The organism is Microbacterium wangyouchuni (genome assembly GCF_054072595.1).
The window spans coordinates 102,424-125,147 of the sequence record NZ_JBSVRM010000006.1; the positions used below are offsets into that span (position 1 = coordinate 102,424).

Annotated in this window: 23 protein-coding genes and 1 tRNA gene; 9 read left to right on the plus strand and 15 right to left on the minus strand. The window is 63.4% G+C overall.

Annotation, left to right across the window (positions count from 1 at the left end):
• Positions 1-71: 71 nt before the first annotated feature.
• Entirely contained in the window at positions 72-443 is a 372-nt protein-coding gene (locus tag ACW5CM_RS11775; protein WP_439254655.1) for an RNA polymerase-binding protein RbpA, read from the plus strand.
• On the opposite strand, the gene lnt is transcribed toward ACW5CM_RS11775, so the two are convergent.
• Genes lnt through ACW5CM_RS11820 form a run of 9 tightly spaced genes read right to left on the minus strand, consistent with a single transcriptional unit; the run spans position 440 to position 10,234 of the window.
• Positions 440-1,972, minus strand: a complete 1,533-nt coding sequence (lnt, locus tag ACW5CM_RS11780) for an apolipoprotein N-acyltransferase (protein WP_457125102.1) — start codon at positions 1,970-1,972, stop codon at positions 440-442. The genes ACW5CM_RS11775 and lnt overlap by 4 nt on opposite strands.
• A gap of 11 nt (positions 1,973-1,983) precedes the next feature.
• Positions 1,984-4,458: a DEAD/DEAH box helicase gene (locus ACW5CM_RS11785; protein ID WP_457125103.1), complete on the minus strand. Its 2,475-nt coding sequence runs from the start codon at positions 4,456-4,458 to the stop codon at positions 1,984-1,986.
• Positions 4,455-5,222 (minus strand): twin-arginine translocase subunit TatC, encoded by a 768-nt coding sequence (gene tatC / locus ACW5CM_RS11790; protein WP_438254862.1) that lies wholly within the window; start codon positions 5,220-5,222, stop codon positions 4,455-4,457. Before tatC ends, ACW5CM_RS11785 begins: the two co-directional genes overlap by 4 nt.
• A 54-nt stretch (positions 5,223-5,276) precedes the next feature.
• Entirely contained in the window at positions 5,277-5,534 is a 258-nt protein-coding gene (locus tag ACW5CM_RS11795) for a twin-arginine translocase TatA/TatE family subunit (protein ID WP_438254617.1), read from the minus strand.
• Positions 5,535-5,589: 55 nt separating this feature from the next.
• The gene (locus ACW5CM_RS11800; protein ID WP_438254618.1) at positions 5,590-6,561 is read right to left on the minus strand and encodes a helix-turn-helix transcriptional regulator; all 972 of its coding nucleotides are present in this window, start codon (positions 6,559-6,561) and stop codon (positions 5,590-5,592) included.
• A complete protein-coding gene (locus tag ACW5CM_RS11805; protein WP_438254619.1) occupies positions 6,561-7,550 on the minus strand; it encodes a helix-turn-helix transcriptional regulator in 990 nt (329 codons plus the stop codon). Before ACW5CM_RS11805 ends, ACW5CM_RS11800 begins: the two co-directional genes overlap by 1 nt.
• Positions 7,550-8,524 carry an FKBP-type peptidyl-prolyl cis-trans isomerase gene (locus tag ACW5CM_RS11810; protein WP_438254620.1) on the minus strand — a complete coding sequence of 325 codons (975 nt, stop codon included), beginning with the start codon at positions 8,522-8,524 and terminating at the stop codon, positions 7,550-7,552. The genes ACW5CM_RS11805 and ACW5CM_RS11810 overlap by 1 nt, the downstream gene beginning before the upstream one ends.
• A 10-nt stretch (positions 8,525-8,534) precedes the next feature.
• Positions 8,535-9,551, minus strand: a complete 1,017-nt coding sequence (locus ACW5CM_RS11815; RefSeq protein ID WP_439254662.1) for a tRNA (adenine-N1)-methyltransferase — start codon at positions 9,549-9,551, stop codon at positions 8,535-8,537.
• Positions 9,548-10,234 carry an HAD family hydrolase gene (locus ACW5CM_RS11820; RefSeq protein WP_457125104.1) on the minus strand — a complete coding sequence of 229 codons (687 nt, stop codon included), beginning with the start codon at positions 10,232-10,234 and terminating at the stop codon, positions 9,548-9,550. The genes ACW5CM_RS11815 and ACW5CM_RS11820 overlap by 4 nt, the downstream gene beginning before the upstream one ends.
• A gap of 93 nt (positions 10,235-10,327) precedes the next feature.
• Here ACW5CM_RS11820 and ACW5CM_RS11825 point away from each other — a divergent pair, with 93 nt between their 5' ends.
• Positions 10,328-11,182, plus strand: a complete 855-nt coding sequence (locus tag ACW5CM_RS11825) for a PAC2 family protein (protein WP_439254664.1) — start codon at positions 10,328-10,330, stop codon at positions 11,180-11,182.
• Here ACW5CM_RS11825 and ACW5CM_RS11830 read toward each other — a convergent pair.
• The gene (locus ACW5CM_RS11830; protein WP_438254625.1) at positions 11,179-12,006 is read right to left on the minus strand and encodes an undecaprenyl-diphosphate phosphatase; all 828 of its coding nucleotides are present in this window, start codon (positions 12,004-12,006) and stop codon (positions 11,179-11,181) included. The genes ACW5CM_RS11825 and ACW5CM_RS11830 overlap by 4 nt on opposite strands.
• Positions 12,007-12,035: 29 nt before the next feature.
• A complete protein-coding gene (locus tag ACW5CM_RS11835; protein ID WP_457125105.1) occupies positions 12,036-13,331 on the minus strand; it encodes a M20/M25/M40 family metallo-hydrolase in 1,296 nt (431 codons plus the stop codon).
• Between the two features lie 110 nt (positions 13,332-13,441).
• Between ACW5CM_RS11835 and ACW5CM_RS11840 the strand changes: the two genes are divergently transcribed.
• A tRNA-Leu gene (locus ACW5CM_RS11840) sits at positions 13,442-13,524 on the plus strand.
• 55 nt (positions 13,525-13,579) lie between these two features.
• On the opposite strand, the gene ACW5CM_RS11845 is transcribed toward ACW5CM_RS11840, so the two are convergent.
• The 3 genes from ACW5CM_RS11845 to ACW5CM_RS11855 form a co-directional block, all read right to left on the minus strand.
• Positions 13,580-14,239 carry a hypothetical protein gene (locus tag ACW5CM_RS11845; protein ID WP_438254627.1) on the minus strand — a complete coding sequence of 220 codons (660 nt, stop codon included), beginning with the start codon at positions 14,237-14,239 and terminating at the stop codon, positions 13,580-13,582.
• A 78-nt stretch (positions 14,240-14,317) separates the two neighbouring features.
• Complete coding sequence (locus ACW5CM_RS11850; RefSeq protein ID WP_457125106.1) at positions 14,318-15,412, minus strand: VIT1/CCC1 transporter family protein; 1,095 nt, start codon at positions 15,410-15,412, stop codon at positions 14,318-14,320.
• A 109-nt stretch (positions 15,413-15,521) separates the two neighbouring features.
• Positions 15,522-17,264, minus strand: a complete 1,743-nt coding sequence (locus tag ACW5CM_RS11855; protein ID WP_438254629.1) for a DEAD/DEAH box helicase — start codon at positions 17,262-17,264, stop codon at positions 15,522-15,524.
• Between the two features lie 118 nt (positions 17,265-17,382).
• Between ACW5CM_RS11855 and ACW5CM_RS11860 the strand changes: the two genes are divergently transcribed.
• From ACW5CM_RS11860 to ACW5CM_RS11875, 4 genes are all read left to right on the plus strand, one after another.
• Positions 17,383-18,210, plus strand: coding sequence for an SGNH/GDSL hydrolase family protein (locus ACW5CM_RS11860; protein ID WP_457125107.1), 828 nt, complete (start codon positions 17,383-17,385; stop codon positions 18,208-18,210).
• Between the two features lie 113 nt (positions 18,211-18,323).
• Positions 18,324-18,917 (plus strand): hypothetical protein, encoded by a 594-nt coding sequence (locus ACW5CM_RS11865; protein ID WP_438254631.1) that lies wholly within the window; start codon positions 18,324-18,326, stop codon positions 18,915-18,917.
• Complete coding sequence (locus tag ACW5CM_RS11870; protein ID WP_438254633.1) at positions 18,914-19,474, plus strand: RNA polymerase sigma factor; 561 nt, start codon at positions 18,914-18,916, stop codon at positions 19,472-19,474. The genes ACW5CM_RS11865 and ACW5CM_RS11870 overlap by 4 nt, the downstream gene beginning before the upstream one ends.
• Positions 19,471-20,490: an acyltransferase family protein gene (locus ACW5CM_RS11875; protein ID WP_438254634.1), complete on the plus strand. Its 1,020-nt coding sequence runs from the start codon at positions 19,471-19,473 to the stop codon at positions 20,488-20,490. The genes ACW5CM_RS11870 and ACW5CM_RS11875 overlap by 4 nt, the downstream gene beginning before the upstream one ends.
• Here the strand turns inward: ACW5CM_RS11875 and ACW5CM_RS11880 are convergent.
• A complete protein-coding gene (locus ACW5CM_RS11880; RefSeq protein ID WP_439254668.1) occupies positions 20,444-21,268 on the minus strand; it encodes a TrmH family RNA methyltransferase in 825 nt (274 codons plus the stop codon). The two genes, ACW5CM_RS11875 and ACW5CM_RS11880, sit on opposite strands and share 47 nt — an antisense overlap.
• Positions 21,269-21,301: 33 nt before the next feature.
• Here ACW5CM_RS11880 and ACW5CM_RS11885 point away from each other — a divergent pair, with 33 nt between their 5' ends.
• Both ACW5CM_RS11885 and ACW5CM_RS11890 read left to right on the plus strand, forming a co-directional pair.
• On the plus strand, positions 21,302-22,141 hold the full coding sequence (locus tag ACW5CM_RS11885) for a Sir2 family NAD-dependent protein deacetylase (protein WP_438254636.1): 840 nt from the start codon (positions 21,302-21,304) through the stop codon (positions 22,139-22,141).
• Entirely contained in the window at positions 22,138-22,722 is a 585-nt protein-coding gene (locus ACW5CM_RS11890; RefSeq protein WP_457125108.1) for a histidine phosphatase family protein, read from the plus strand. Before ACW5CM_RS11885 ends, ACW5CM_RS11890 begins: the two co-directional genes overlap by 4 nt.
• Positions 22,723-22,724 lie beyond the last annotated feature (2 nt).

Below are 22,724 nucleotides of genomic sequence, written 5' to 3' on the forward strand. Positions count from 1 at the left end.
GAGAAGGCGCGGACGTTGAGCGTGCGCACAGACGAGCCCGGTATACCTGACAGCGACGAGAGGACCACAAAATGGCAGATCGCAGCCTGCGCGGCATCAGACTCGGCGCCCAAAGCCTACAGAGCGAAGAGGGCGTCGTTTTCATGGAACGCCGCGAGACCACCTATAAGTGCGACCAGTGTGGTCATGTGACGACACTGATGTTCGCAGCCGATGCAGAACCGCCGCAGAAATGGGAATGCCGGGCATGCAACGCCGAGGCAGTGCTCATTGTCGATGGCAAGACCATCACGCCGGATGCTACCGACGAGAAGGTTGCACGCACCCACTGGGACATGTTGCTCGAACGTCGTAGCCGTGACGAACTGGAGGAACTCCTCGAGGAGCGCCTCGCGTTCATCCGTGCGCGTCGTGGAGCTGGCGAGCAGAAGATCGGCGCCTAGCGCCGTCGACGGGCTCGCCACCACCCGAACAGGAGCGCGCCCAGTCCACCCCACAACAGCATCTGCTGCAGCCAGGGACCAAGAAGCACACCCGGAGTGAGGCCGGTGCGAAGCTCGACACTTTCGAGCATCGCACCGGCCTCATCGGCGTTCAGGGCGGCGATTGTGGAACCGTCGGCACGAATCATCTGGCTGGTGCCGACCGTTGAGATGTTGACAACACTGCGCCCGGTCTCGATCGCTCGCATGCGCGCGAATGCGAGTTGCTGCAGGTTCTCATCGGTCTCGCGGAAATCGGCGTTGTTCGTCTGGAAGACGAGCACCTCCGCTCCCCCGAGCACACCCTCGGTGATCACTTCGTCGTAGATCACATCGAAGCAGATCGCGAGACCAACAGCCACGCCGTCGACATCGACAAGGGGCGGATTCGTGCCGTGGGTGTACTCACGGCCGATCAAGCCGATCAAGTCGGGCACGATCGCGTTATAGAACTCCCGGTCGGGAACGTACTCACCGAAAGGCACCGGGTAGCGTTTGTCGTGCGACTGCTCTGCCGTGCCATCGGGCATCCACAGCATCGAGGTGTTGAAGTACAGATCTCCCCGCGCTGTGGCCGCGTTGGCGAGCAGTGGCGCTCCGACTCTCGTCGCTGTCCTGGTCATCTTGCGGGCAGTGTTCTTGTCCTGGAACGGGTCGTAGCCGGTCGCGCCCTCCGGCCAGATCAGGAGGTCGACGTCTTCCCCGATTAGCGGTTCGGTGGCATCGATCTGCGACTGGATGACGGCGTAAGGCTCGCGGTCATCGAAGTAGCCTGTCGGACCGTTGCCCTGCACCGCGCCGATTCGCATGGTACCGACTGGCGTGGTGGGAAACGCCGGTGTGACCAGCAGGATGAGAACCAGTGCAGCCGGCAGCACCAGGCGGATCGGTCTCTCCCATATCCGGAGCCGCACGCCTTCGATAAGCATCGCGACGGCAAAGACGATGAGAAAGCTCAGCCCGCTCACCCCCACCCATGACGACAGGGACGCCAGTGGACTCTCCGACTGGGTCATCCCCAAACGTGCCCAGGGGAAGCCCGTGTAGGGCCACGACCCCAGGAGCAGCTCTCTGCCCACCCACAACGCGGCAACAACGGCAGGGAGGGTGACCAGGCGCCCTACAAGGCCTGGAAAGGCGCGCGGCAGCCATCGGTAGGCCAGAGCGATGGGAATGACTCCGACAGCGGTCAGTACGCCCTCGACCGTGGCGAGGGCCGCCCACGGGATGGCGCCGAGATAGCGGCTCGTCCACGACACCAGCAGGAAGAAGAACACAGCACCGTAGACGAGTCCGACCAGCAGCGCTCCCCCGGCCCGACGCCCGATCAGCGCCAGCAGCAACAGGGCGACAGCGGGAAAAGCCAGCACCCAGATCGCAGCAGCCGGATAGGCAAGATCCATCAGCACACCCGACAGTGCGGCCGCGATCACGGCGAGCCACAATGGCAGAATCGGGCGCGGCATCCGTGCGGTGAGGTGTTTCGGCATCCGTTTGATTCTTACATTGCCGAGTAGGCGACGATGCCGCGTCGTACGCCATCCAGCGCTTGACGAGCGGTACGCGCGATCGAGATGTCTTCCGCGACAAGCGAGAGCTGATCCAACAGGTCGATGGTCTGCTTCGCCCACCGGACAAAGTCTCCGGCGGCCATATCGGCATCGACGAGCACCCGATCCAGCAGCGCACCCCGAGCCCAGGCGTGCATAGGACCGGCCAAACCAGCAGATAGCGGTTCAGACCCGGGCAGCTGATGATCTTGCTCGAGATCGTCCAACCGTGCCCACAGATCACTGGTCTTCTCGTAGGCGACACGGAATGCTCCGCGGGGTAATCCGTGCTCCCCCGAGTTCGCCTCGTCACGGCGAGGCTCGTACACGAGGCAGCACGCCATAGCCGCCAGCGAGGGCGCGTCGAGTCCCTTCCAGAGTCCCTGTCGCAGTGATTCTGCGACGAGCAGGTCGCGTTCGCCGTAGATGCGACGCATCGTTCTTCCGGCGTCCGTCAACGAGATATCGTCTCCCGCCCCGGTGACGTAATCGAGAGTGAAGAGAACGTCGACAACACGGTCGAAGACGCGCGCCACGGTGCCGGTTCGCGTCTCGATCTGCTTACGGGTGCGATCGGTCTGACGCTTCAGCTTCCAGTAGCGCTCCGCCCACCGTGCGTGTGACTCGCGGTCCGGGCACCCATGACAGCCGTGGCGCTGCATTCTGGTGCGCAATGACTGGATGCGCTTCATCCGCTTGTCACGCGCACTGCGCGGCGCGTGTGAGTCCTGCCGGTTCTTTTTCTCGAGGTCGCTGAGCTCTCGGCGGATGCTGGCGTAGTCGAGGAAATCGCCGTGTTCGCAGTCCATCGCCGACAGGTACCCCGCCAGCGACTCTTCCGCCTCGCGAACCTGCCGCGCAAGGCCGACGACCGCCCGGTCTGCCTGGAACTGTGCGAACGACGACTCCAGAATCTGTCGCGCACGAGGACGCCCGAACATGTCGATCAGGTTGACCGCCATGTTGTATGTCGGTCGGAAGCTGGAATTCAGCGGGTAGGTGCGTCGCGATGCCAACGCGGCGACAGCCTGCGGATCCATTCCTTCGGTCCATTGGACGACCGCGTGTCCTTCGACATCGATTCCCCGCCGCCCGGCACGTCCGGTCAGCTGCGTGTACTCCCCCGAGGTGATCGCGACGCGGGCTTCGCCATTGAACTTCTCCATCTTCTCGAGCACCACAGTGCGCGCTGGCATGTTGATGCCGAGCGCCAGTGTCTCAGTGGCGAAGAGGACCTTGACGAGTTTTCGTCGATAGAGCTCCTCGACGACTTCCTTGAAGGCGGGCAGCAGTCCTGCGTGATGGGATGCGACACCGCGTTCGAGGTTGTCTACCCACTCGAAGTATCCGAGCACGCCAAGGTCCTCGTCCTGCAGGGTGCGCGTGTGCTCTTCGACGAACTCCCGGATCTCTGCGCGCTCCTCAGGAGTCGTCAAGCGGATGCCGGAACGCCGAACCTGTTGCACGGCGGCGTCGCAGCCGACACGGCTGAAGATGAAGAAGATCGCCGGCAACAGGTTGGTGCGCTCAAGCAGTTGGATGACATCGGGGCGATCCATCCGTTCGATCCGCTGCACGTTTGCTGAACGGACGGGGCGGCGCCCACCGCGCGGCGGCCGCGGGCTCTGTCGCCCTGCATGCCGGTCGCTGCGGTACGCCTGCGACTTCTTGTTGTTGTCGTGGCGGGAGCCCGTGGCAGAGCGGATGCGCATGAGTTCCTGGTTGACCGTCGCCGTGGCGATTCCTGCGCGGTCGTCGAACAGCGGCAGCAGGTCGTCGCGGACGAGAACGTGCTGCTCCAGCGGCACCGGCCGAATCTCCGAGACGATGACCTCTGTGTCACCGCGCACAGTGTCAAGCCAGTCCCCGAACTCTTCGGCGTTCGAAACGGTGGCGCTCAGTGAGATCAGCCGGACCGAGGCCGGCAGGTGGATGATGACTTCTTCCCACACCGCCCCGCGAAAGCGGTCTGCCAGGTAGTGAACCTCATCCATGACGACGTAGCGAAGGTCAGTAAGCGCCGCAGAATCCGCGTAGATCATGTTCCGAAGCACCTCGGTGGTCATGACGACGATGCGGGCGTTGCCGTTGATGTTGGTGTCACCGGTGAGCAGCCCCACGTCATCAGGGCCGTAGACGCTGACGAGCTCCCGGAACTTCTGATTCGACAGCGCCTTCATCGGCGTGGTGTAGAACGCTTTGTCAGACGGGGTCTGCATGGCGAGATGGATCGCGAACTCGCCGACGATCGTCTTACCGGCACCCGTGGGAGCCGCCACGAGCACGCTGTGTCCGCGCTCAAGCGCGTGGCACCCCTCGATCTGGAACGGGTCGAGGTCGAATTTCTGCGTTGCAGCGAAGGCAACCGTCTCTGGATGCGCTGCTGCGTCACGCGCCGCGGCATACCGCTCGGCCGGGGACGTCATGCCGCAGCGTCCGGAAGCAGGCCTTCGGCCTTGAGCCGCTTGTTCTTGCGGCGGTCGAACAACAGGGACAGCAAGCTGGCTGCGAAATACAGGACGACCAGGATTCCTGCGAGCAGGAGCATGGAGAAGATATCGGCCGCAGGGGTCGCAATCGCTGCGAACAATGAAGCCACGAGCACCGCGACACGCCAGCCTTTGAGGAGCGATCTTCCGGTGACAATTCCCGCGGTGTTCATAGCCACCATGAACACCGGCAGCACGAACGCAATACCGATGACGATGATGAACTTGAAGATAAAGTCGTAATACTCTTTCGCGTTGAAATAGTTCACTCCCCCCTCTGGTACGAAGCTCGACATAACTTCGATGACGTGTGGAGCGACCATGACTGCCACGTAGGCGCCGCCGAAGAAGAGCGGAATCGCTGCCGCGACGAACCAGATGGTGTACTTGATCTCCTTGCGGGTCAATCCCGGCATGATGAACGCCCAGATTTGCCACAGCCAGACAGGTGCGGAAAGCACCATGCCGATCGCGAAGGCGATCCGCAGTCGCAGATCAAATGCCGATGAAACCCCGGAGAACACGAACTGCGCAAAAGGAGTCTCTGTGCCGCGCTGCTCATCGAGTATGCGGATCGGAGACGTGATGTACCAGATGATCGGGTCGGTCACAATGAACGCGATGACCATGCCGATAACAAGCCCGATCACCGCAATGATCAGCCGTCGACGGGCTTCTTTAAGATGCCCTCCCAGCGACATCCGCCGCTCGCGAGTGGTGTTCTGCGGCGCAGGCGTGTCCAGCTCGGTCACAGCCTAAGAACTGCGTGGAGGCGTGTCCTGGTCCGCAGGACGAGAAGTCGTCGGTTGGACAGGCTTCACCGTAGGAACGTCGGCAGCGTCTGAGGTGGCGGCCGGAGCATCGTCCTCCTTGAGCGCCTTCATCTCACCCTTGAACAGCCGCGCGGACTGACCAAGACTCTTCGCAAGCGCAGGCAACTTCGCTGCGCCGAAGAGCAGGACGATGATGATCAGGATGATCCACAGGTGTGGCCCTGCGAAAAGATTGCCCATGGATTGCTCCTCAATATGGGTTGGCTTGGTGACAAGTCTAACCGAGGGATGAAACTTACGGCTGGCCATACAGCGTGAGTCCGGCTGCTGCCCATTCCCTCGCGGCCGTGCGCGCGATCACTGGATCCTGCACTTCCAATGCGCCGCCAAAGCGGCCGGCGATGCGCTTGACACCGCGCGGGTCCGACATTCGGATACGGATGGTCGCGCGTCCGTTGTACGACTCTGAGTTGTCCGCGTGCACATAAGCGCCCAGAAGCGGGACGAGCCGCTCCGGCAGTTGTACTGTCACCTCGTCATCGTCGCTGATTCCGATGAATGAGTCTGGGAGGTGCTCGTCACCGTGCGTGATCGGAATATCGGTGAGCTCAGGATCGCTCACCCGATCGAGGTGGAACGTGCGCATCGCCTCACGAAGATGGCACCAGCCCTGCAGATACCACTGCCCGTCCGTGATGAGCACTTGCACCGGGTCGACGGTGCGGGTGGTGGCTGCAGCATCCGGCGCCTGATAGCGGAACGACAGCGCAACCTGCTGATCAACCGCTGCTGAGACAAGATTGCGGACATTGTCGACGCGTGTCGGCGCAATGACAACTTCAGCCGGGGCGTCCGCAGCCGCGCGCGAGAGTTTCGCCAGCAGCCCGGCGACGAGCCCGGAGCCCGCAACCGCTGGCACAGCAGCGACCATCTGCAAACCGGTCAGCAGTGCGGCAGCCTCGCGAGCGGTGAATCGGGGCACACGGCGGAGTCCGACCTCGTTCGTGATCTCAATGATGTCTTCCTGGTCGAGCAGGTCCCAGTTGATGTCGAACATCTCCTGCGGCTGCTGCCAGAACCCGTCCTCGCCCGGGAGGCCGATGACCGTGAGCTTCTCGACCATCGTGCGCATTTCCGCGGTGCTCACGCCGAACTCATTCGCCGCGTCCTCGAGCGACACCTGGCCGCGCTCAAGAAGGTACGGCACAAGGGTCAGGTAGGCGCGCACCCGGTCAGCGGCCAGAAGCGGCTGGGCTTTCTCGCTCATCACCCCATGCTCCCTTCCGGATGCGCGGCGATGATCGCCTGAAGCCGAGAGATCACGGCATCCCGCAGATCCTCGGGGCTCACAACGCGGACTTCGGGGCCGTATGAGGCAAGCTCATCCGCAAAGACATGCACATCGACGAAGGGCACAGTGAACCCCTGGGTCGCCGCAACAGCGCGCCTCCCGAGGCGCAGAGATGCTTCGGTTCCCGGGGTTATCTCCAGCAATGCGGAGTTACGCGCCGCCACCGCTTCCAACCCTGCAAGCGCTCGATCGCCGGCGCCCTCTCGCAGGCCGGCGTCAAAGGTCTGTTTGGCCACCGTGACATCGCCCACGATGCGGCTGAGCAGGAACGTTCGCTCGTCATCGGCATCCAGATCGATGCCGTACACGTGCCAGCGAGCTTCATACTCCAGCAGTGCGAGCGGTTCAATCCGGCGTCGGCGCGGCGACTGCTCCCCCGGCTTCAGATAGTCGAAGGTCACAACGCGGCAGCGCTCGATCGCGCCCTGCAAGGGTGAGAAGCTCACCTCGCGGGTGGTGATGCGCGGAGCAAAGCCGATGATCGGCTCATCGCCATCGATGCCCAGAGCACGGATCTTGCGAACCCCGGCTTGCGCATCGGCCGACGCAGACTCCGCGCTCCATACGCTCCCCGCCAGTTGAAGCACCGCGAGCTCAGCCGGGCTGAACTCGATGTCGGCAGGCAAATCGTATTCCGCTTTAGGAATGCGATAACGCGCTTCCCGAAGGTCATTGGGGTCCCCGGCGTCGCCAATGGTCTCGATCGGGACACCGAGAGTGCGCAGCTCGTCCTTGTCGCGCTCGAACATCTTCTCCAGGGCATCCGTTCGCGCACCGGCATCGGCACGCTGTCGGTACCCGGAGATGTTGTCCAGGATCTGCTGTTTCGTGAGCCCGATCTCCGTGGCCATCAGCGCCACGACGAGATTCGTCTGACGCTCTTCCGGCGGGATTCGGGCGGCCATCACTGCTGCGGTGCTGCCGGCGGATTGATACCGAGGATGTCGACGACGAACACCAGCGTCGCATTAGCCGGAACGGCGCCGGAGCCCTGCTCGCCGTAACCCAGCTCCGGTGGGATCACGATGAGTACCTGTGAGCCGACGGTCTGACCGACCAGGCCCTGGGTGAAGCCCGGAATCAGGCTCGCGAGGTCGAATGTCGCCGGGGTGCGATCCCACGAAGAATCAAAGACCGTCCGCTCGTCCCACGTGACCCCGGTGTAGTTGACGAGTACCCGGTCGTCTTCGGCGATCTTGGCACCGTCGCCCTTGAGGAGCGTCTGCACGTCGAGTTCGGTGGGTGCCGCACTTGCCGGAACGATGATTCCCGGGCGGCCGTCGGATGCCCGCACCACGGTCGGCATGCCCGCGGCGTCGTTGTACTGCGGTGCGCCGTCGGCCTTCGCCGGATAGGTCTTGGTCACGTCGAACACCGCAACCACAGACTCATCTTCCTGCAGACCGAAACCGCTCAAGTTCTGTGCGCCGAAGTCTTCGGGAGTGATGACAGCGAGCACCCGGCTGCCGCCCGTCGCGCACTCAAGCGCTTCGCCGAATGCCGGAACACGCTGAGCCCAGTAATCGATGCTCACGAGCTGTTGCTGTTCGTCGTCGTAGGCCGTGCCGGCGATCTTCTCACCGGTTTCCCCGGAGAAGATCGAGAATTCCACAACGGCGCCCTGCGTGGGGCTGGTCAAAGCGACGCCGTCACCGACGACGATATCTCCGAACGAGCTCTCCTCAGCCCCGATCGGGGAGAAGACCTCAACCTTCGGTGTGTCTCCGACATCGCCCGTGATCGTCGCCAAGTCTTCGATCCCACTCGTCAACGCTGCGCGGTCGCAGGCAGCACCGTCGAATGCGGGCGCGGCCGTGCATCCGGTCAGGGCAACGAGGGCGAGACTGAGGGAGGCCAGGGCGGCAGAGGTTTTACGCACGCTTTCCAGTCTATTGCGAACGATGCTCGGCGTCGCGCGATGCCGCGGCTTGGCGTGCCCCTTCAGCGGCTTTTGTCGCTTCACGCACGCGTTTGCGCAGGTTTTTGTCGGTGATTTCACGGTCTCCGACCGCGCCGGGCGTCCAGAGCTCCACATCTTCATCGCCGTAACTGGACTTCGACGCACGACGCTTCACCTCAGGGGCGATGGTGCCTGGTGCCAACCGTCGGGCAGTGATCAGAAAACCGGTGTGTGCGACCATCCGGTGATCCGGGCGCACTGCAAGTCCTTCGACGTGCCATCCACGCACCATCGTCTCGGAGGCGTCGGGATCCGTGAACAGCCCCATCCCCCGGATGTACTCAGAGACGCGTGAAAGCTGTGTGGCGGTGGCCACGTAGCAGAGCACGACGCCTCCGGGGGTCAGAGCGTCCGCGACGACCTCCATCACTTCCCATGGCGCGAGCATGTCGAGCACAACCCGGTCGACGGTTCCTGCCGGCAACTGGGTGGGAAGTGCGTCCAACAGGTCGCCGACAACGACGCGCCAGGTGTCGGGGGTGCCGCCGAAGAACGTCTCCACATTGGCCCTGGCGACGTCAGCGAAGTCGTCGCGGCGCTCGAACGAGACGAGTGTGCCAGTGGAACCGACGGCCCGGAGCAGAGACAGCGAGAGGGCGCCAGATCCTACGCCTGCTTCGACGACAGTCGCGCCGGGAAAGATGTCGGCCTGCATCACGATCTGCGCGGCGTCCTTGGGGTAGACGATCGCTGCGCCGCGCGGCATCGACATGGCGAAGTCCCGCAGCAGCGGGCGCAGCGCAAGATACTCATGCTCAGAGCTGTTCAACACGACCGAGCCGTCTGGCAGCCCGATTAGATCGCGGTGAAACAGAACGCCATGGTGAGTGTGCAGTTCGCCGTCTGCCGTCAGAGTGACCGTGTGCATCCGATTTTTCGGACCGGTCAGCTGCACACGGTCGCCCTCGCGAAACGGTCCTCGCGCTCGGGTGGATGCTGCGCTCATCGGCGGGCCCCTTCGGCTGCGGTGACAGTGGTGTCGTAGAGATCAATGATGTCGGCGGCGCTGCGCCCATCAAGCGTCGGCCACAGCGCATGTGCGCCATGCCCATCCAGCGGAATCATGTGCGGTACGCCAAGGGTGACCGCGCCGGACGCAATTCCCGATCGGAGTCCGGTAACTGAATCTTCGATGACCAGGGCCTGGGTGATGTCGATGTCCATGAGGGACGCTGCCTGCAGATAGGGAGCCGGGTGCGGCTTCGGGTGTTCGACCTCGTCTCCGGCGACGATGTACTCGAACGCATCGAACTCGATCAGATCCACCACGCTCTGAGCCATCCGGCGCAGCGACATGGTCACCAGCGCGGTGCGGATGCCTGCCGCTTGAAGATCGCGCAACAGTTCCTTGGCTCCAGGGCGGAAGGGGACGCCCTGGGTGGCGAGAGCGGTTCGGACGTCATCGGTGAGCTTGTCCACGATCGACTCCGGCGCCATGTCGACTCCCACTGCCCGCAGCAGCATCGCGCTGTCCATCAGACCGTTGCCGACAAGTTCCAGTGCCTGCTCGTGTGACCACGTGCCGCCGAACGATTCGACGAGCGTCGTCTCAGCAGCCATCCAATACGGCTCAGTGTCGACCAGTGTTCCATCCATGTCCCACAGGACTGCGCGAGGCTTTTGAGTCACTCGACCATGCTAGCCCGGCGCTGTCTCCCACACCGGCCGAGGGCCGACTAGCCTGGAACGATAGCTCGAACTTGGACGGGAGAAGAATTCTCGATGGATGCACTCGGAGACCGCATCGTCGTTGTCGCATTCGACGGGTGGAACGACGCTGGAGAAGCCGCCAGCGGCGCGATCGACGTGCTGCGCGACAACGGCGACTATGAACTCGTGCACTCCGTGGACCCTGAGCTGTACTTCGACTACCAGTACACCCGGCCGTCGTCGCAAATGGACGCAACAGGTCGGCGTGAGCTGCGCTGGCCGGAGGCCGCGCTCTGGCGACCAGCTGTTCCTGCGGGCGATGGCACACCCGAGTTCTGGCTGCTCACCGGAGTCGAACCCGCACGCACCTGGCAGGCTTTCGCTAACGAATTCATCGACATCGCATTGCGCGATGATGTGACCGGTTTCATCACGCTCGGCGCGATGCTGTCGGACGTACCGCACACCCGTCCCATCTCGATCTTCGCGGCCAGCTCGAATGAGCAGGTGCGAGAAGCGCTCGACATCGAACGTTCACTGTACGAGGGGCCCGTAGGCATCCTCAGCGTCTTCGAGCATTTTGCTGAGCGCGCCGGAATCCCCACCGCCAGCCTCTGGGCGAGCGTGCCGCACTACGTGGCAACCGCCACCCCATCCCCGAAGGCAACGCTCGCTCTGCTGGACCGTCTGGAAGAGCTCACCGGCGTCGACACCCCGCGCGAACGCCTCCGCACGGATGCCGCGACCTGGGAGGCGTCGATCGACGCTGCGGCAGCTGACGATGAGGATATGACCGAGTACATCCATCAGCTCGAGCGCACCCGCGATACCTGGGATTCCCCCGATGCCTCGGGCGATGCGATCGCCCAGGCGTTCGAGCGATACCTCAAGCGCCGCGGCGACGGCCCCGGCGACCACAAGCGCTAAGCCGCGATAGCACCTGTCGACAGCAGGATCAGCAGCGTCCCGCCGAGCAGGATGCGGTAGATCACGAACGGCAGGAAGCTGCGCTTGGAGATCCAGCTCATGAAGAATGCGATCACGCCCAGTGCGACGACGAAGGCGATTCCGGTGGCTGCGACTGTCTCGCCCAGCGTGAAATACTGATCCGGCGCATCCCAGCTCTTAATCAGTTGATAGAAGCCACTGCCGAATACGGCGGGGATTGCCAGCAGGAATGCGTACCGCGCGGCCGCAGCGCGCTCGTATCCGAGGAAAAGTCCCATCGTGATCGTTCCACCGGATCGAGACACTCCGGGAATCAGCGCCAGTGCTTGGGCGAAGCCGTACAGGATGCCGTGCGGGTAGGTGATCTGGTCGAGTTTGCGCTGTTTGGCACCGACGTAATCGGCTATGCCGAGCAGAATTCCGAAAGCGATGAGCATAATCGCAACGATCCACATCGACCGCAGCACGGTCTCGATCTGGTCCTGGAACAACAAGCCCAGAACGACGATCGGGATGCTGCCGATAATGATCAGCCAGCCCATTTTGGCGTCGGGGTCATTGCGGGGAACGCTGCCGGCCAGTGAGCGGAACCAGCGGCCGATGATTCTCGTGATGTCGCGCCAGAAGAACACCACGACAGCTGCCTCTGTGCCGATCTGAGTGATTGCCGTGAAAGCCGCACCCGGATCCTCGCCCGAGCCGGTGAACGTACCGACGATGCGCAGGTGCGCACTCGATGAGATCGGCAGGAACTCGGTCAGTCCCTGGATGATGCCGAGGAACAGCGCTTCGAGCAAATGCATGGAGAGACCTTCTGATGGTGCGGAGCGGGTTAGTAGGAGCGCAGCAGATCGGTGAGAACCTGTTTGCCGAAGACAAGCGATTCTACGGGTACGCGCTCGTCAACCCCGTGAAACATCCCTGTGAAATCCAGATCCGGCGGCAGCCGCAGCGGTGCGAACCCGTATCCGGTGATGCCGAGGGTTGCGAGAGCCTTATTGTCAGTGCCAGCACCGAGCAGATAGGGAATCACGGGAACTCCGGGGTCGTACTTGCCGAGGCTGTGCACCATTGCCTCCACCAGCTCGCCGGAGAACGGGGTTTCCATCCCGATGTCGCGGACGACGGTCTCGATCGTGATGTCGTCACCGACGATGCGTTGCAGTTCGGTGAGGACCTCGTCTTCGGTACCGGGAAGTACTCGCACGTCGATAAGTGCTTCGGCGCGTTCCGGAATCACATTGTGCTTGTAGCCGGCGTTGAGCGCGGTGGCGTTCGCGGTCGTTCGAAACGTCGAGCGAAGAAACGCCGCGGCGGGACCGGATGTTCCCGCAAGTGCGTCGGGATCATCAACGGGACGGCCCGTGAGCTCGCTGAGTCCGTGCAGCAGCGCGTGCGTGGTGGGAGTGAGCCGGATGGGCCAGCGCGTGTTCCCGATGGCAGTAACGGCCTGCGCGAGTTTCAGCACGGCGTTATCGTCGTGCAGGCGGCTGCCGTGGCCCGCGCGGCCATGCGCGACAAGTCTGATCCAGATGAGCGCCTTCTCCCCCACCTGCAGCAGATAGGCGCGACGATCATCGACGTTGATCGAATATCCGCCGACTTCGCTGATCGCTTCGGTGGCACCGCGGAACCATTCGGGGCGGTCTTTGACGACGAGGGCCGAGCCCTCGACGCCGCCGTTCTCCTCGTCGGCGAAGAACGCCAGAACAAGATCACGCTCGGGTTGCTCCCCTGCTCTGAGGATGTCTGCGACAGAAGTCAGAATCATCGCATCCATGTTCTTCATGTCGACAGCGCCGCGACCCCACAGCATCCCCTCCCGGATCTCGCCGGCGAAAGGGTCAACGCTCCAGTCTTCGGCTATCGCGGGAACGACGTCGAGGTGACCGTGGACGACAAGTGCAGGTTTGCTCGAATCGCGACCGGGCACGCGCGCCATGACATTCGTGCGGCGCGAGATCGGCTCGTAGTACTCAGCAGCCAGCCCCAGGCCCTCGAGATACGCACCGACGTACTCGGCGGCTTCCCGCTCGCCGTTGGCGCGTCCGCCACCAAAATTGGACGTGTCGAACCGGATCAGATCTTGCGCGATGCGCACGACTTCGGGATGCGAGGACGGAACCATATGGTCAGGCTACCGAAGTCCTCCGGCACGCCCGGGGTGCACTGTGGTTCGTCGAGCCTGCCGAGATCTGGTAATGTTTCTCTTCGGTCGGCAACGACTTTTCATCACCTGCGCGGGTGGCGGAATGGTAGACGCGCTACGTTGAGGTCGTAGTGCCCGCAAGGGCGTGGGGGTTCAAGTCCCCCTCCGCGCACAGAACGAAAAAGGCTCCCGAAAGGGAGCCTTTTTCATTCCATCAGGTCGAATTCTTATGTGCTCTCTGAGACCTGCGGATCGAATCTGAGTCGTTCTTGCAACTCATCGACGAGTGCACTGAACTTCGTATTGCATCCATCGATCTCTCGTACGAGCGGTTCCTTGTTTTGCGGTTGTGGCGATTCTTCCAGCTCGAGCGCGGCATCCCGAACGCGATCCAGCCGCAGCGCGATCGCTGCCACATGCCGGAGAATCTCTTCGTTGTCCCCGCTGGAGGCCAGGAACTCTGCCCAGCGGCTTAGCGCTTCGGAGAGTCTCCGCCGTTCATCGACGACGACTTCTCGCAGCACATGCAACTGCGCCGACAGTTCAGCGGGTGTGCTCGCATCCACTAACGTCGGGATGCTTCGGGGGTGTACCCGTCCCCGAGAGATCTCACTGCCTTCTTCATCAGCGAGGGCATGGAGGAATTCTGAGAGTGCCAGACGGTTGACGGGCGCCCACCTTCTCGCCGCCGACTTCTCCATGACGCGGCTCAGCACGAGCGCCGTCAGCAGGAAGGTGACCAGGCCGGCCGCCAACCCCGACAGAATCACCAACTCTTGCCAGATGCCCGTAGCGATATCTATCCAGAGGATGATCCCAATAACGACGAACGCTCCCACGAGCACAGCGATCCGCTGGGTCTGCACGCGCGCTGCATCTCGACGCATGACTCCACCTCCTGATGACTTCCTTCGTCGTCACCATAGCGCGCCCGGTGTGGGCGGTGAGCATTCGCTCGGACGCGCTCAGACCGCGCCGACGCCGAAGAACAGCCCCAGCGCGTAAGTGACTGCAGCGGCACCGAAGCCGATAGCGAGCTGTCGCAACGCGCGACGAAGCGGCGGGCCGCCCGAAAGCACACCGACCATCGCTCCGGTGCCGAGAAGCGCGATGCCCACCAGTGCAAGCGCCACCACGATCGCCGTGAGTCCGTGCAGGCCGAAGATCCACGGCAACACCGGGATGATCGCCCCGGAGGCGAAGAGCAAAAAGCTCGAAATCGCTGCCGTCCAGTCGCTTCCGATGATGTCGTGATCGTTCGATGCCGCGCGGATAGGGCCGGTAGCAGTGCGGCGTACCCCCTCTTGCGCAGCGGTGATGATCCGGCGTGAGCGGGCCAGTGCCTCGTCCTGATCGATACCGCGCGCACGGTAGACGAGCGCAAGCTCGTTCTCATCGATGTCGAGATCGCCGGCGGCCAACGCCGCATTCTCATTAGCCTCGGTGGAAGCCAGCAGCTCGCGCTGAGATCGCACCGACACAAACTCGCCTGCCCCCATCGACAAGGCCCCGGCGAGCAATCCGGCGATACCGCTGAACAGCACGAAACCCGAGCTGACGCCGGTAGCGCCGATGCCGAGCACGAGGGCGAGGTTGCTCACAAGACCATCGTTGGCACCGAATACGGCGGCGCGGAACGAGCCGGAGAGCCGGCGCCGTCCGCGCGCGGCAAGGCCGCGAACCACCTCGTGGTGGATCTTCTCGTCGGCGCGCATTGCCGGAGTCGCGTACTTCTCGGTGTCATACGGCGAGCGAGCTTCTGCGCTCTGAGCAAGTACCAGCACGAAGATCGATCCGAATCGGCCTGCCATCCAACTCAGCAAGCGCGAGCGAAAGCCCGCTCGCGGCAAGCGTGCAGGCTCCTGCCCCAGCAGATCAAGCCAGTGCTGTTCGTGGCGCCGTTCCGCGTCGGCGAGGCTCTGCAGGATCTCCTGCTCCTCACCCGTCTTTCGTGCGGCAAGCTGCTGATAAACGGAGCCCTCAGTGCGTTCCTCCACGAGGTAGCGCGCCCAGCGCCGCCGGTCAGCGGGGGTCGGCTCTGCGGCTGCAGGCGCAGTCATTGTTCCTCCGAGAAAAGTAGTGCATGTGCCCAGCTGGGGCTCATCAACCGTATCGGTGCACGGACGCCCTCCCCGCCGAAACAGCGGGATTGCCAGCATTTCGGGGCTCCTAAGAGCGAACCCGCTTGCGCAGCAGCTCAATACGCGATTGCAGTTGTGTGACGGTCGCCTGGGCGACGGCAGGTCCCCCGCAGAGGCGACGCAGTTCGGCATGCACGGCGCCATGTGGCTCACCGGCTTGTCGAGCGTAAAGGCCCACCAGGCTGTTCAGCAGCTGCCGCTGCTCACGTAGCGTGCGATGCAACGGCGCCGGTAGCGTGGTGACGGTTTCTGGGCCTTCGACGGCCTCGCGCGCTTCGCGCAGCTTCGACTGCCGAGATTGGCGTTGCATCAGCAACTCATGAACGTGCTCAGGCTCCAGCAACCCCGGGATGCCGATGAACTCTTCTTCTTCGGGGGTGCCAGGCTCAGCCAGCTGACCGAAATCCTGTCCCTCAAAGACCACGCGGTCGAAGTGAGCGAGAGACGAGATCGCCTGGTAGCTGAATTCCTGTGTCAGCGCGTCGGATGCGTCTTCTTCACGATTCGCGCTCTCCAGCAACGAGTCATCAAGACCGTCTTCGTCTTTGCTCTGGCGATCAAGTGCGTGGTCGCGCTGCTTCTCAAGCTCGTTTGCGAGCCCCATGAGCACAGGAACATTCGGCAAGAACACGCTCGCTGCCTCGCCGCGGCGTCGTGCACGCACGAAACGTCCGATGGCTTGCGAGAAGAACAGGGGCGTTGACGATGACGTTGCGTAGACACCCACCGCGAGGCGCGGAACGTCGACGCCCTCCGACACCATCCGCACTGCGACCATCCACCGGCTGGTATTCGCGCTGAACTTCTCGATGCGCTCCGAAGCGGAGGCGTCATCGGAGAGCACGACCGTGGGCTGCTCGCCAGTGATGCTGTGCAAGATCTTCGCGTAGGCGCGCGCCACTGTCTGATCCGTCGCCAGCACCAAGCCACCGGCATCCGGCACATGAACGCGGACCTCGGTGAGCCGGCGGTCAGCGGCTGACAGCACCGCAGGCATCCACGCCCCCTCAGGATCCAGCGCCGTGCGCCAGGCCTGGGAGTTGACGTCCTTGGTGTTGTCTTGTCCGAGATGGGCTTCGAGCTCATCCCCCGCACTTGTGCGCCAGCGCATCTTGCCGGAGTACATGTGAAACAGCACGGGGCGCACCACACCGTCGGCAAGGGCACGGCCGTAACCGTAGGCGTAGTCCGTGCTTGAGATCCGGGCGCCGGACTCATCCGGGGCGTACGTGACGAACGGGATCGGAGCGGTGTCGCTGCGAAAGGGCGTCCCCGACAGCGATAGGCGTCGTTTGGCTGGACCATAGGCGTCACGGATCGCGTCGCCCCAGCTCAACGCGTCGCCACCATGATGGACCTCGTCGAGGATGACCAGGGTCTTGGCATCTTCGGTCAAGTGACGGTGCACAGAAGATTTGGCGGCCACCTGCGCGTATGTGACGACGACACCGTGATATTGCCGCGATGGTGCCCAGTGGCTGTTACGGAATCGAGGGTCCAGCCGGATATGTACCCGGGCCGCAGCATCCGCCCATTGTGTCTTGAGATGCTCCGTCGGCGCGACGACGATGACGCGGTTCACCTCGCCCATGCGAAGCAATTCCACAGCCAGAGTCAGCGCGAAGGTCGTCTTACCAGCGCCCGGTGTTGCGGCGACCAGAAAGTCCCGTTGATCACGCGCGAAATAGGTCTCGAGAGCCTCGCGCTGCCAGGCACGAAGTTTGTCGGCCGTTCCCCATGGGGCGCGCTGGGGGAATGACGGAGAGAGCATCGATTCAAGGATAAGCGAGGGCGCGGACATCGGGATCCTCCCCCACCGTCGACGACGCTGAGGGTAGGCTCGGTGCCTGCACGGTCACGATCCATGGCACGGCATGAAGGAGAGCATGATGACCGCTCACGAAACTCCGCGTACACCGTATATACCAAACGAGTCCACGCATCCGTGGCGTCGGTTCGTGGCCGTTGGCGACTCGTTCACCGAGGGCATCGGAGACCCCGATCCCGCCGCACCAGACGGGCACCGAGGATGGGCTGATCGCGTCGCAGAGGTGCTCTCCCAACAGGTTGATGACTTCGCATATGCGAACCTCGCCGTCCGGGGCAAGCTGATCGCGCAGATCGCCGCAGAACAGATCGAACCGGCCGTAACGCTGCGCCCTGATCTCATCTCGATCTGCGCCGGCGGCAACGACGTCATCCGCCCCGGCACCGATCCCGACCAGATTGCCGTTCAGCTTGAGGATGCGGTCGCTCGGCTCACGTCGACCGGCGCGGCGGTCGTGCTATTCACCGGTATCGACACGGGTTTCACGCCCGTGCTGCGAGCGTTTCGAGGCAAAGTCGCCATCTACAACGAGAACGTGCGCGCGATCGCCGATCGATACGACTGCATCATTGCTGATCAGTGGTCGCTCAAGACCGTGCAGGATCCGCGCTTCTTCGGCGATGATCGGCTCCACTTCAACGCCCTCGGGCACCACGAGGTCGCACGCATGGTGCTTCGTGCGTTGAACGTGCCGAACGATCTGCGGCCGATGCAGCCGGATCCGTTGCCCGCGCGAACCTGGCGCGAGGTTCGGGCGGAGGACCTCGGTTGGGCACGGGAGCACCTGGTGCCCTGGGTTCTTCGGCGGCTGCGTCACCAGTCTTCCGGCGACCTGATCACAGCGAAGCGGCCTGAGCCTTCACCGATCGCGCCCTACGAGCCTTCCTAGAGTGAGCGACTCCGCTCAACGCAATGTGAATCTCCATGCAACATTTCTGCGTATGCTGGCCATTTCCTTGGTGACGACGGATTCTTCGCTGTCGTGGAACGCTGGGAGACAACATGCGAAAGCCCACGCTTGACGAGCTGCTCACGGGCAGCGGTCGAGATTACACCCCGCCCGCTTCGACGTCGGCGGCGCTGGACTCCGTCGTCGCCGAGGCACGGCGCTCCGCGAGCCGGGTGCGCAAGCCGGCGCGTGCACTCTGGCTCATTCCTGGGGCGATAGTCGCCGTCGGCGCGCTCACCGCGAGCGCGGTGGTCGTCGATAACCTGCTGCATGCCGATCTGCCGCTCGCGGTGGAGTACACGACGAACACCGGAATCCCCGTCTCGTGTACGGCCCAGATCGAAGGCGGCTCGCTTTTCGCAACGCAGCCGCACGCAGTGATCGAGTACTTCCAGACTCATGATTTCTCCGGGATCGGCCAGCGGATCTACGACTACGCGCTCGTCCTGACCGGTGACACGGAGGCAACACCAGGGGTGCTGCCGGCATCGTCGCAGTGGATTCCCACAGACGAGTTCTTGTCCGACGATGAAGCATTCTCGTTCTCGCTGACGTCGTTCTTGCTGACAGACGCACTCGTCGAACTCGATATCAGCGGGAGTGGCGACTCCTGGCTGAGTAGCGACTGCACAGGACAGCTCCGGTGACGATCGCCTTGCCGCCCAGGCCACTCGCGACCCAGTCGCCTGACATCGAACGGGCTTTCCGCGAATCAGCCCCTGCGTTGCTGGGGTATTTCATTCGCCGGGTGACACCGGAAGAAGATGCCGCCGACCTCCTCAGCGAGACCTTTCTCGCTGCATGGAAAAGCCCGAAGCGCAACGCAATCATGCCGGAAGCGATGAAGCCCTGGCTGTTCGGGATCGCCAGGAACGTGCTCTCCCAGTATCGCCGTGGCGTGCGACGACGTTCAGCTCTCGGCGACCGTCTGCGGTCGCATGTCCGCGCGGATCTGGCCGCGCAACTCGATGGTTCAACGGCCGCGCTAAATCCGGACGTGGCCGAGCATGTCCGGCATCTCATTTCGGACCTGCCCGCGATCGACCAGGAGATCATCACCCTCGTCTACTGGGAAGGCTTCACCCAAGAGGAGGTCGCGGCCATCCTGGGCCGGCGGGCGGTCACTGTGCGCAGCCGCCTCTCCCGCGCCCGCGCACGGCTGGCTCACCAGCTCGCCGACAGCACTGCATCGACTGAACTTTGAGCGCTCGCCCCTCCAATCTGTTCGATGCTCTCCGCCTGGCCGCAGCCTCCATGGTCATTGTCGGCCATGCCTGGCCGCTTTCGGGGCTCTCGGGTGTGCCGACCTTCGCGGGAATCCGTATTCATCATCTCGGCGTCTACATCTTCTTCGCGATCAGCGGCTACCTGTTGGCCACCAGTTGGGAACGCGACCCGCGGGCGATACAGTTCTTGATCCGGCGTTGCCTGCGGATCTTCCCAGCACTGATCGTCGTCGTCGTGCTGACCGTGTTTCTGATCGGCCCGGTCGCCAGCACGCTCCCAGCTGCTGATTACTGGGCGTCGAGTGATACCTGGCGATACCTCCTGACCATGCTGCTCTTTGCGCAGTACGAGTTGCCAGGAGTGTTCACGACCAACCCTGAACCTGTCGTCAACGGGTCGCTGTGGAGCCTGGGCGTCGAATTCTGCTGTTACCTCGTGCTGCTCGTCACCGCGCTGCTGGGACATCGCGCTGGCCGCGCGATCCGCGGAGCGCTCATCCTGACGATCGGATCAGCAGTCCTCACGGGTTGGCTCTTTGGGCCGATGCGCACGACGGCAATGGCACTGGTCTTCTTTTTGCTCGGTTCGCTGGCTTCTAGAGGTGGCAAGCTTGCGCACTGGCCGATCTGGCCAGCACTGATCGGGCTCGTTGCGATCGGACCCACGCAGGGCTCCGCCGCTACCCTGCTCGCGTGGCCCGTAGTCACCTACGCCGTCGTGGCAATCGGATCCAGACCGAGCCGGAGTGCAGGTGTCGTGCGCAGACCAGGCGATCCGTCCTACGGTATGTATCTCTGGGGTTTTCCCGTCCAGCAGCTGCTGATCGTGTTGTTCGGTCCTGTACCGTTGCTCGTCAACATCGCTCTGTCGTTGTCTGTTTCGATGGCCCTCGGGTATGCATCGTGGCTCTTGATCGAGAAACGCGCAATCGCCCTGGGTTCACGCGTCACCTCGTCGCGTAAAAGGTCACTGCCGATGCCGCCGCGACGTTGAGAGAGTCAACGCCACCCATCATCGGAATCGTCACTCTCCGGGCAAGCACGCGATCGGTAGCGGGGATGATGCCGTCACCTTCGGTACCGAACACCAGCGCGAGCTTCTCGTGATCTTCGACGACCAGCTCATCGAGGGTAATGGCGCCCTCCCCCAGGGTCATTCCCGCAACGACGTAACCCGCGTCCTTCAACAGCTCAATGTCCGCCGGCCAACTCTCAATCCTCGTCCACGGCACTTGGAAGACCGTGCCCATACTCACGCGCACGCTCCGCCGGTACAGCGGGTCAGCACACCTGGGCGTAACCAGCACCGCGTCGATGCCCAGTGCCGCAGCATTGCGGAACGCGCCGCCGACATTCGCATGATCGGTGAGGTTCTCCAGGATCGCGATCCGTGATCGGCCCGCGTCCGCTGATTCGTTCGCCGCACTGAGAAGGTCAGCGAGGCGTGGCATCTGCGGACGATGCATCGCAGCCAGAGCTCCCCGGTGCACGGCGTAGCCGGTAACTGCTTCAGCTACGTCATCCGTCACGACGATGATCCGCGTATCGCTCTCCTGCCCGAGCAGTTCAGCGATCCCCTCCACCCAGCGCTGTTGGACCAGCACCGAGCGTGGCTTATGACCGGCGTTGATCGCCCGCTCGATCACCTTCGCTGACTCGGCGATGTAAAGCCCGCCGGCAGGCTCCTGCACCCGTCGCAACGCGGTATCAGTCAGGTTGCGGTAGTCGGCCAGGCGCGGGTCGGCCGGATCTGACACGTACTCGAGATGCATACCCTCGACAGTAGACTCGATGCGGGAGGTTCCGTGAGTGCGACGACAGCTGCAGAGGTCTCTGACAGCATCGCAGCCGCAGCTGATCTGCTTCGCGGACGCCGGATTGCGTTACTCACCGGAGCAGGAATCTCTACGGATTCGGGCATCCCGGCGTATCGGGGTGAGGGCGCGCGTACCCGAACCGACCCGATGACCGGCCAGCGCTACCTGGCCGACGAAGAGGCCCGACGTCGCTACTGGATCGGCGGTCATCTCGGCTGGCGGGCCTTCGCCTCAGCCCAGCCGAACACCGGCCACACCACGCTGGCTGAAATGGAGCGCGATGGCCTCGTCACCGGCGTCATCACCCAGAACGTTGATGGACTGCATCTGCGTGCTGGCAGTGCACGCGTGATCGAGGTGCACGGCACGATGCGGCGAGTCGGCTGTCTGCAATGCGGTCAGGTATTCGACCGGCGAGATATCGCGACCCAGCTGGAACAGCTGAACCCCTGGATCACCGTCCCGGAGAACATCCAGCTCAACCCCGACGGCGACGTTGCTCCGGAGAGCACCGAGAACTTCATCGTGCCCAGCTGCACGGTATGCGGTGGGATGCTGAAACCTGACGTGGTCTTCTTCGGCGAGTTCGTCCCCCGTGACAGGTTTCGCGCGGCGGAATCGCTGCTGCACGCAAGCGATGCCTTGATCGTCGCCGGATCCTCCCTCGTAGTGAACTCGGGCGTGCGCATCGTCGAACGCGCCCGCCGACGCGGCATCCCCCTGATCATCATCAACCATGAGCCCACCCGTGCCGATCCTTGGGCGCATGTGACGCTCGCTGCCGGCACCAGTGATGTCCTTCCCGCCCTTCAGGAGCTTCTGACGTGACACTTTTGACCCTCGTACGACATGGCCAGACCGACTGGAACCTCGCCCGCCGCATTCAGGGCACCACAGATATCCCTCTGAATGAGACGGGACGAGCGGATGCCCGCGCCGCTGCCGCAAGGCTCGCCCCCGACACCCACCACGCCGTCTATGCCAGTCCCCTGGTCCGGGCGCATGAAACCGCCCAGATCATCGCAGCGGAGCTGGGTCTGGCCGAGCCTGTATTGGCCCCGGACATGCGCGAGCGCTCATTTGGTGAGGGTGAGGGAATTCTCGTCGCCGACTATCTCACCCGGTACGGCGATTGGCATGCCGCCCCCGCAGGTTCGGAAACGCTGGCTGCGGTATGCGAGCGCGCGCTGGATGCTCTGGACACCATCGCCCGCGACGCCCGGCGACGCTCAGCGCCTGTCGCCGAATCCGTGATCGTCGTGACCCACGGCGGCGTGATTCGTGCACTCCTGAACCATGTGTCCAGCGGCAGTCTCCCCCGCGAAGGCGAACTGCTGCGCAACGGTTCCGTGCACCGATTCGAATCTTCGCCCGGCGTTCTGCGGTTGTTGCTGCCCAGTACTGTCTGAGC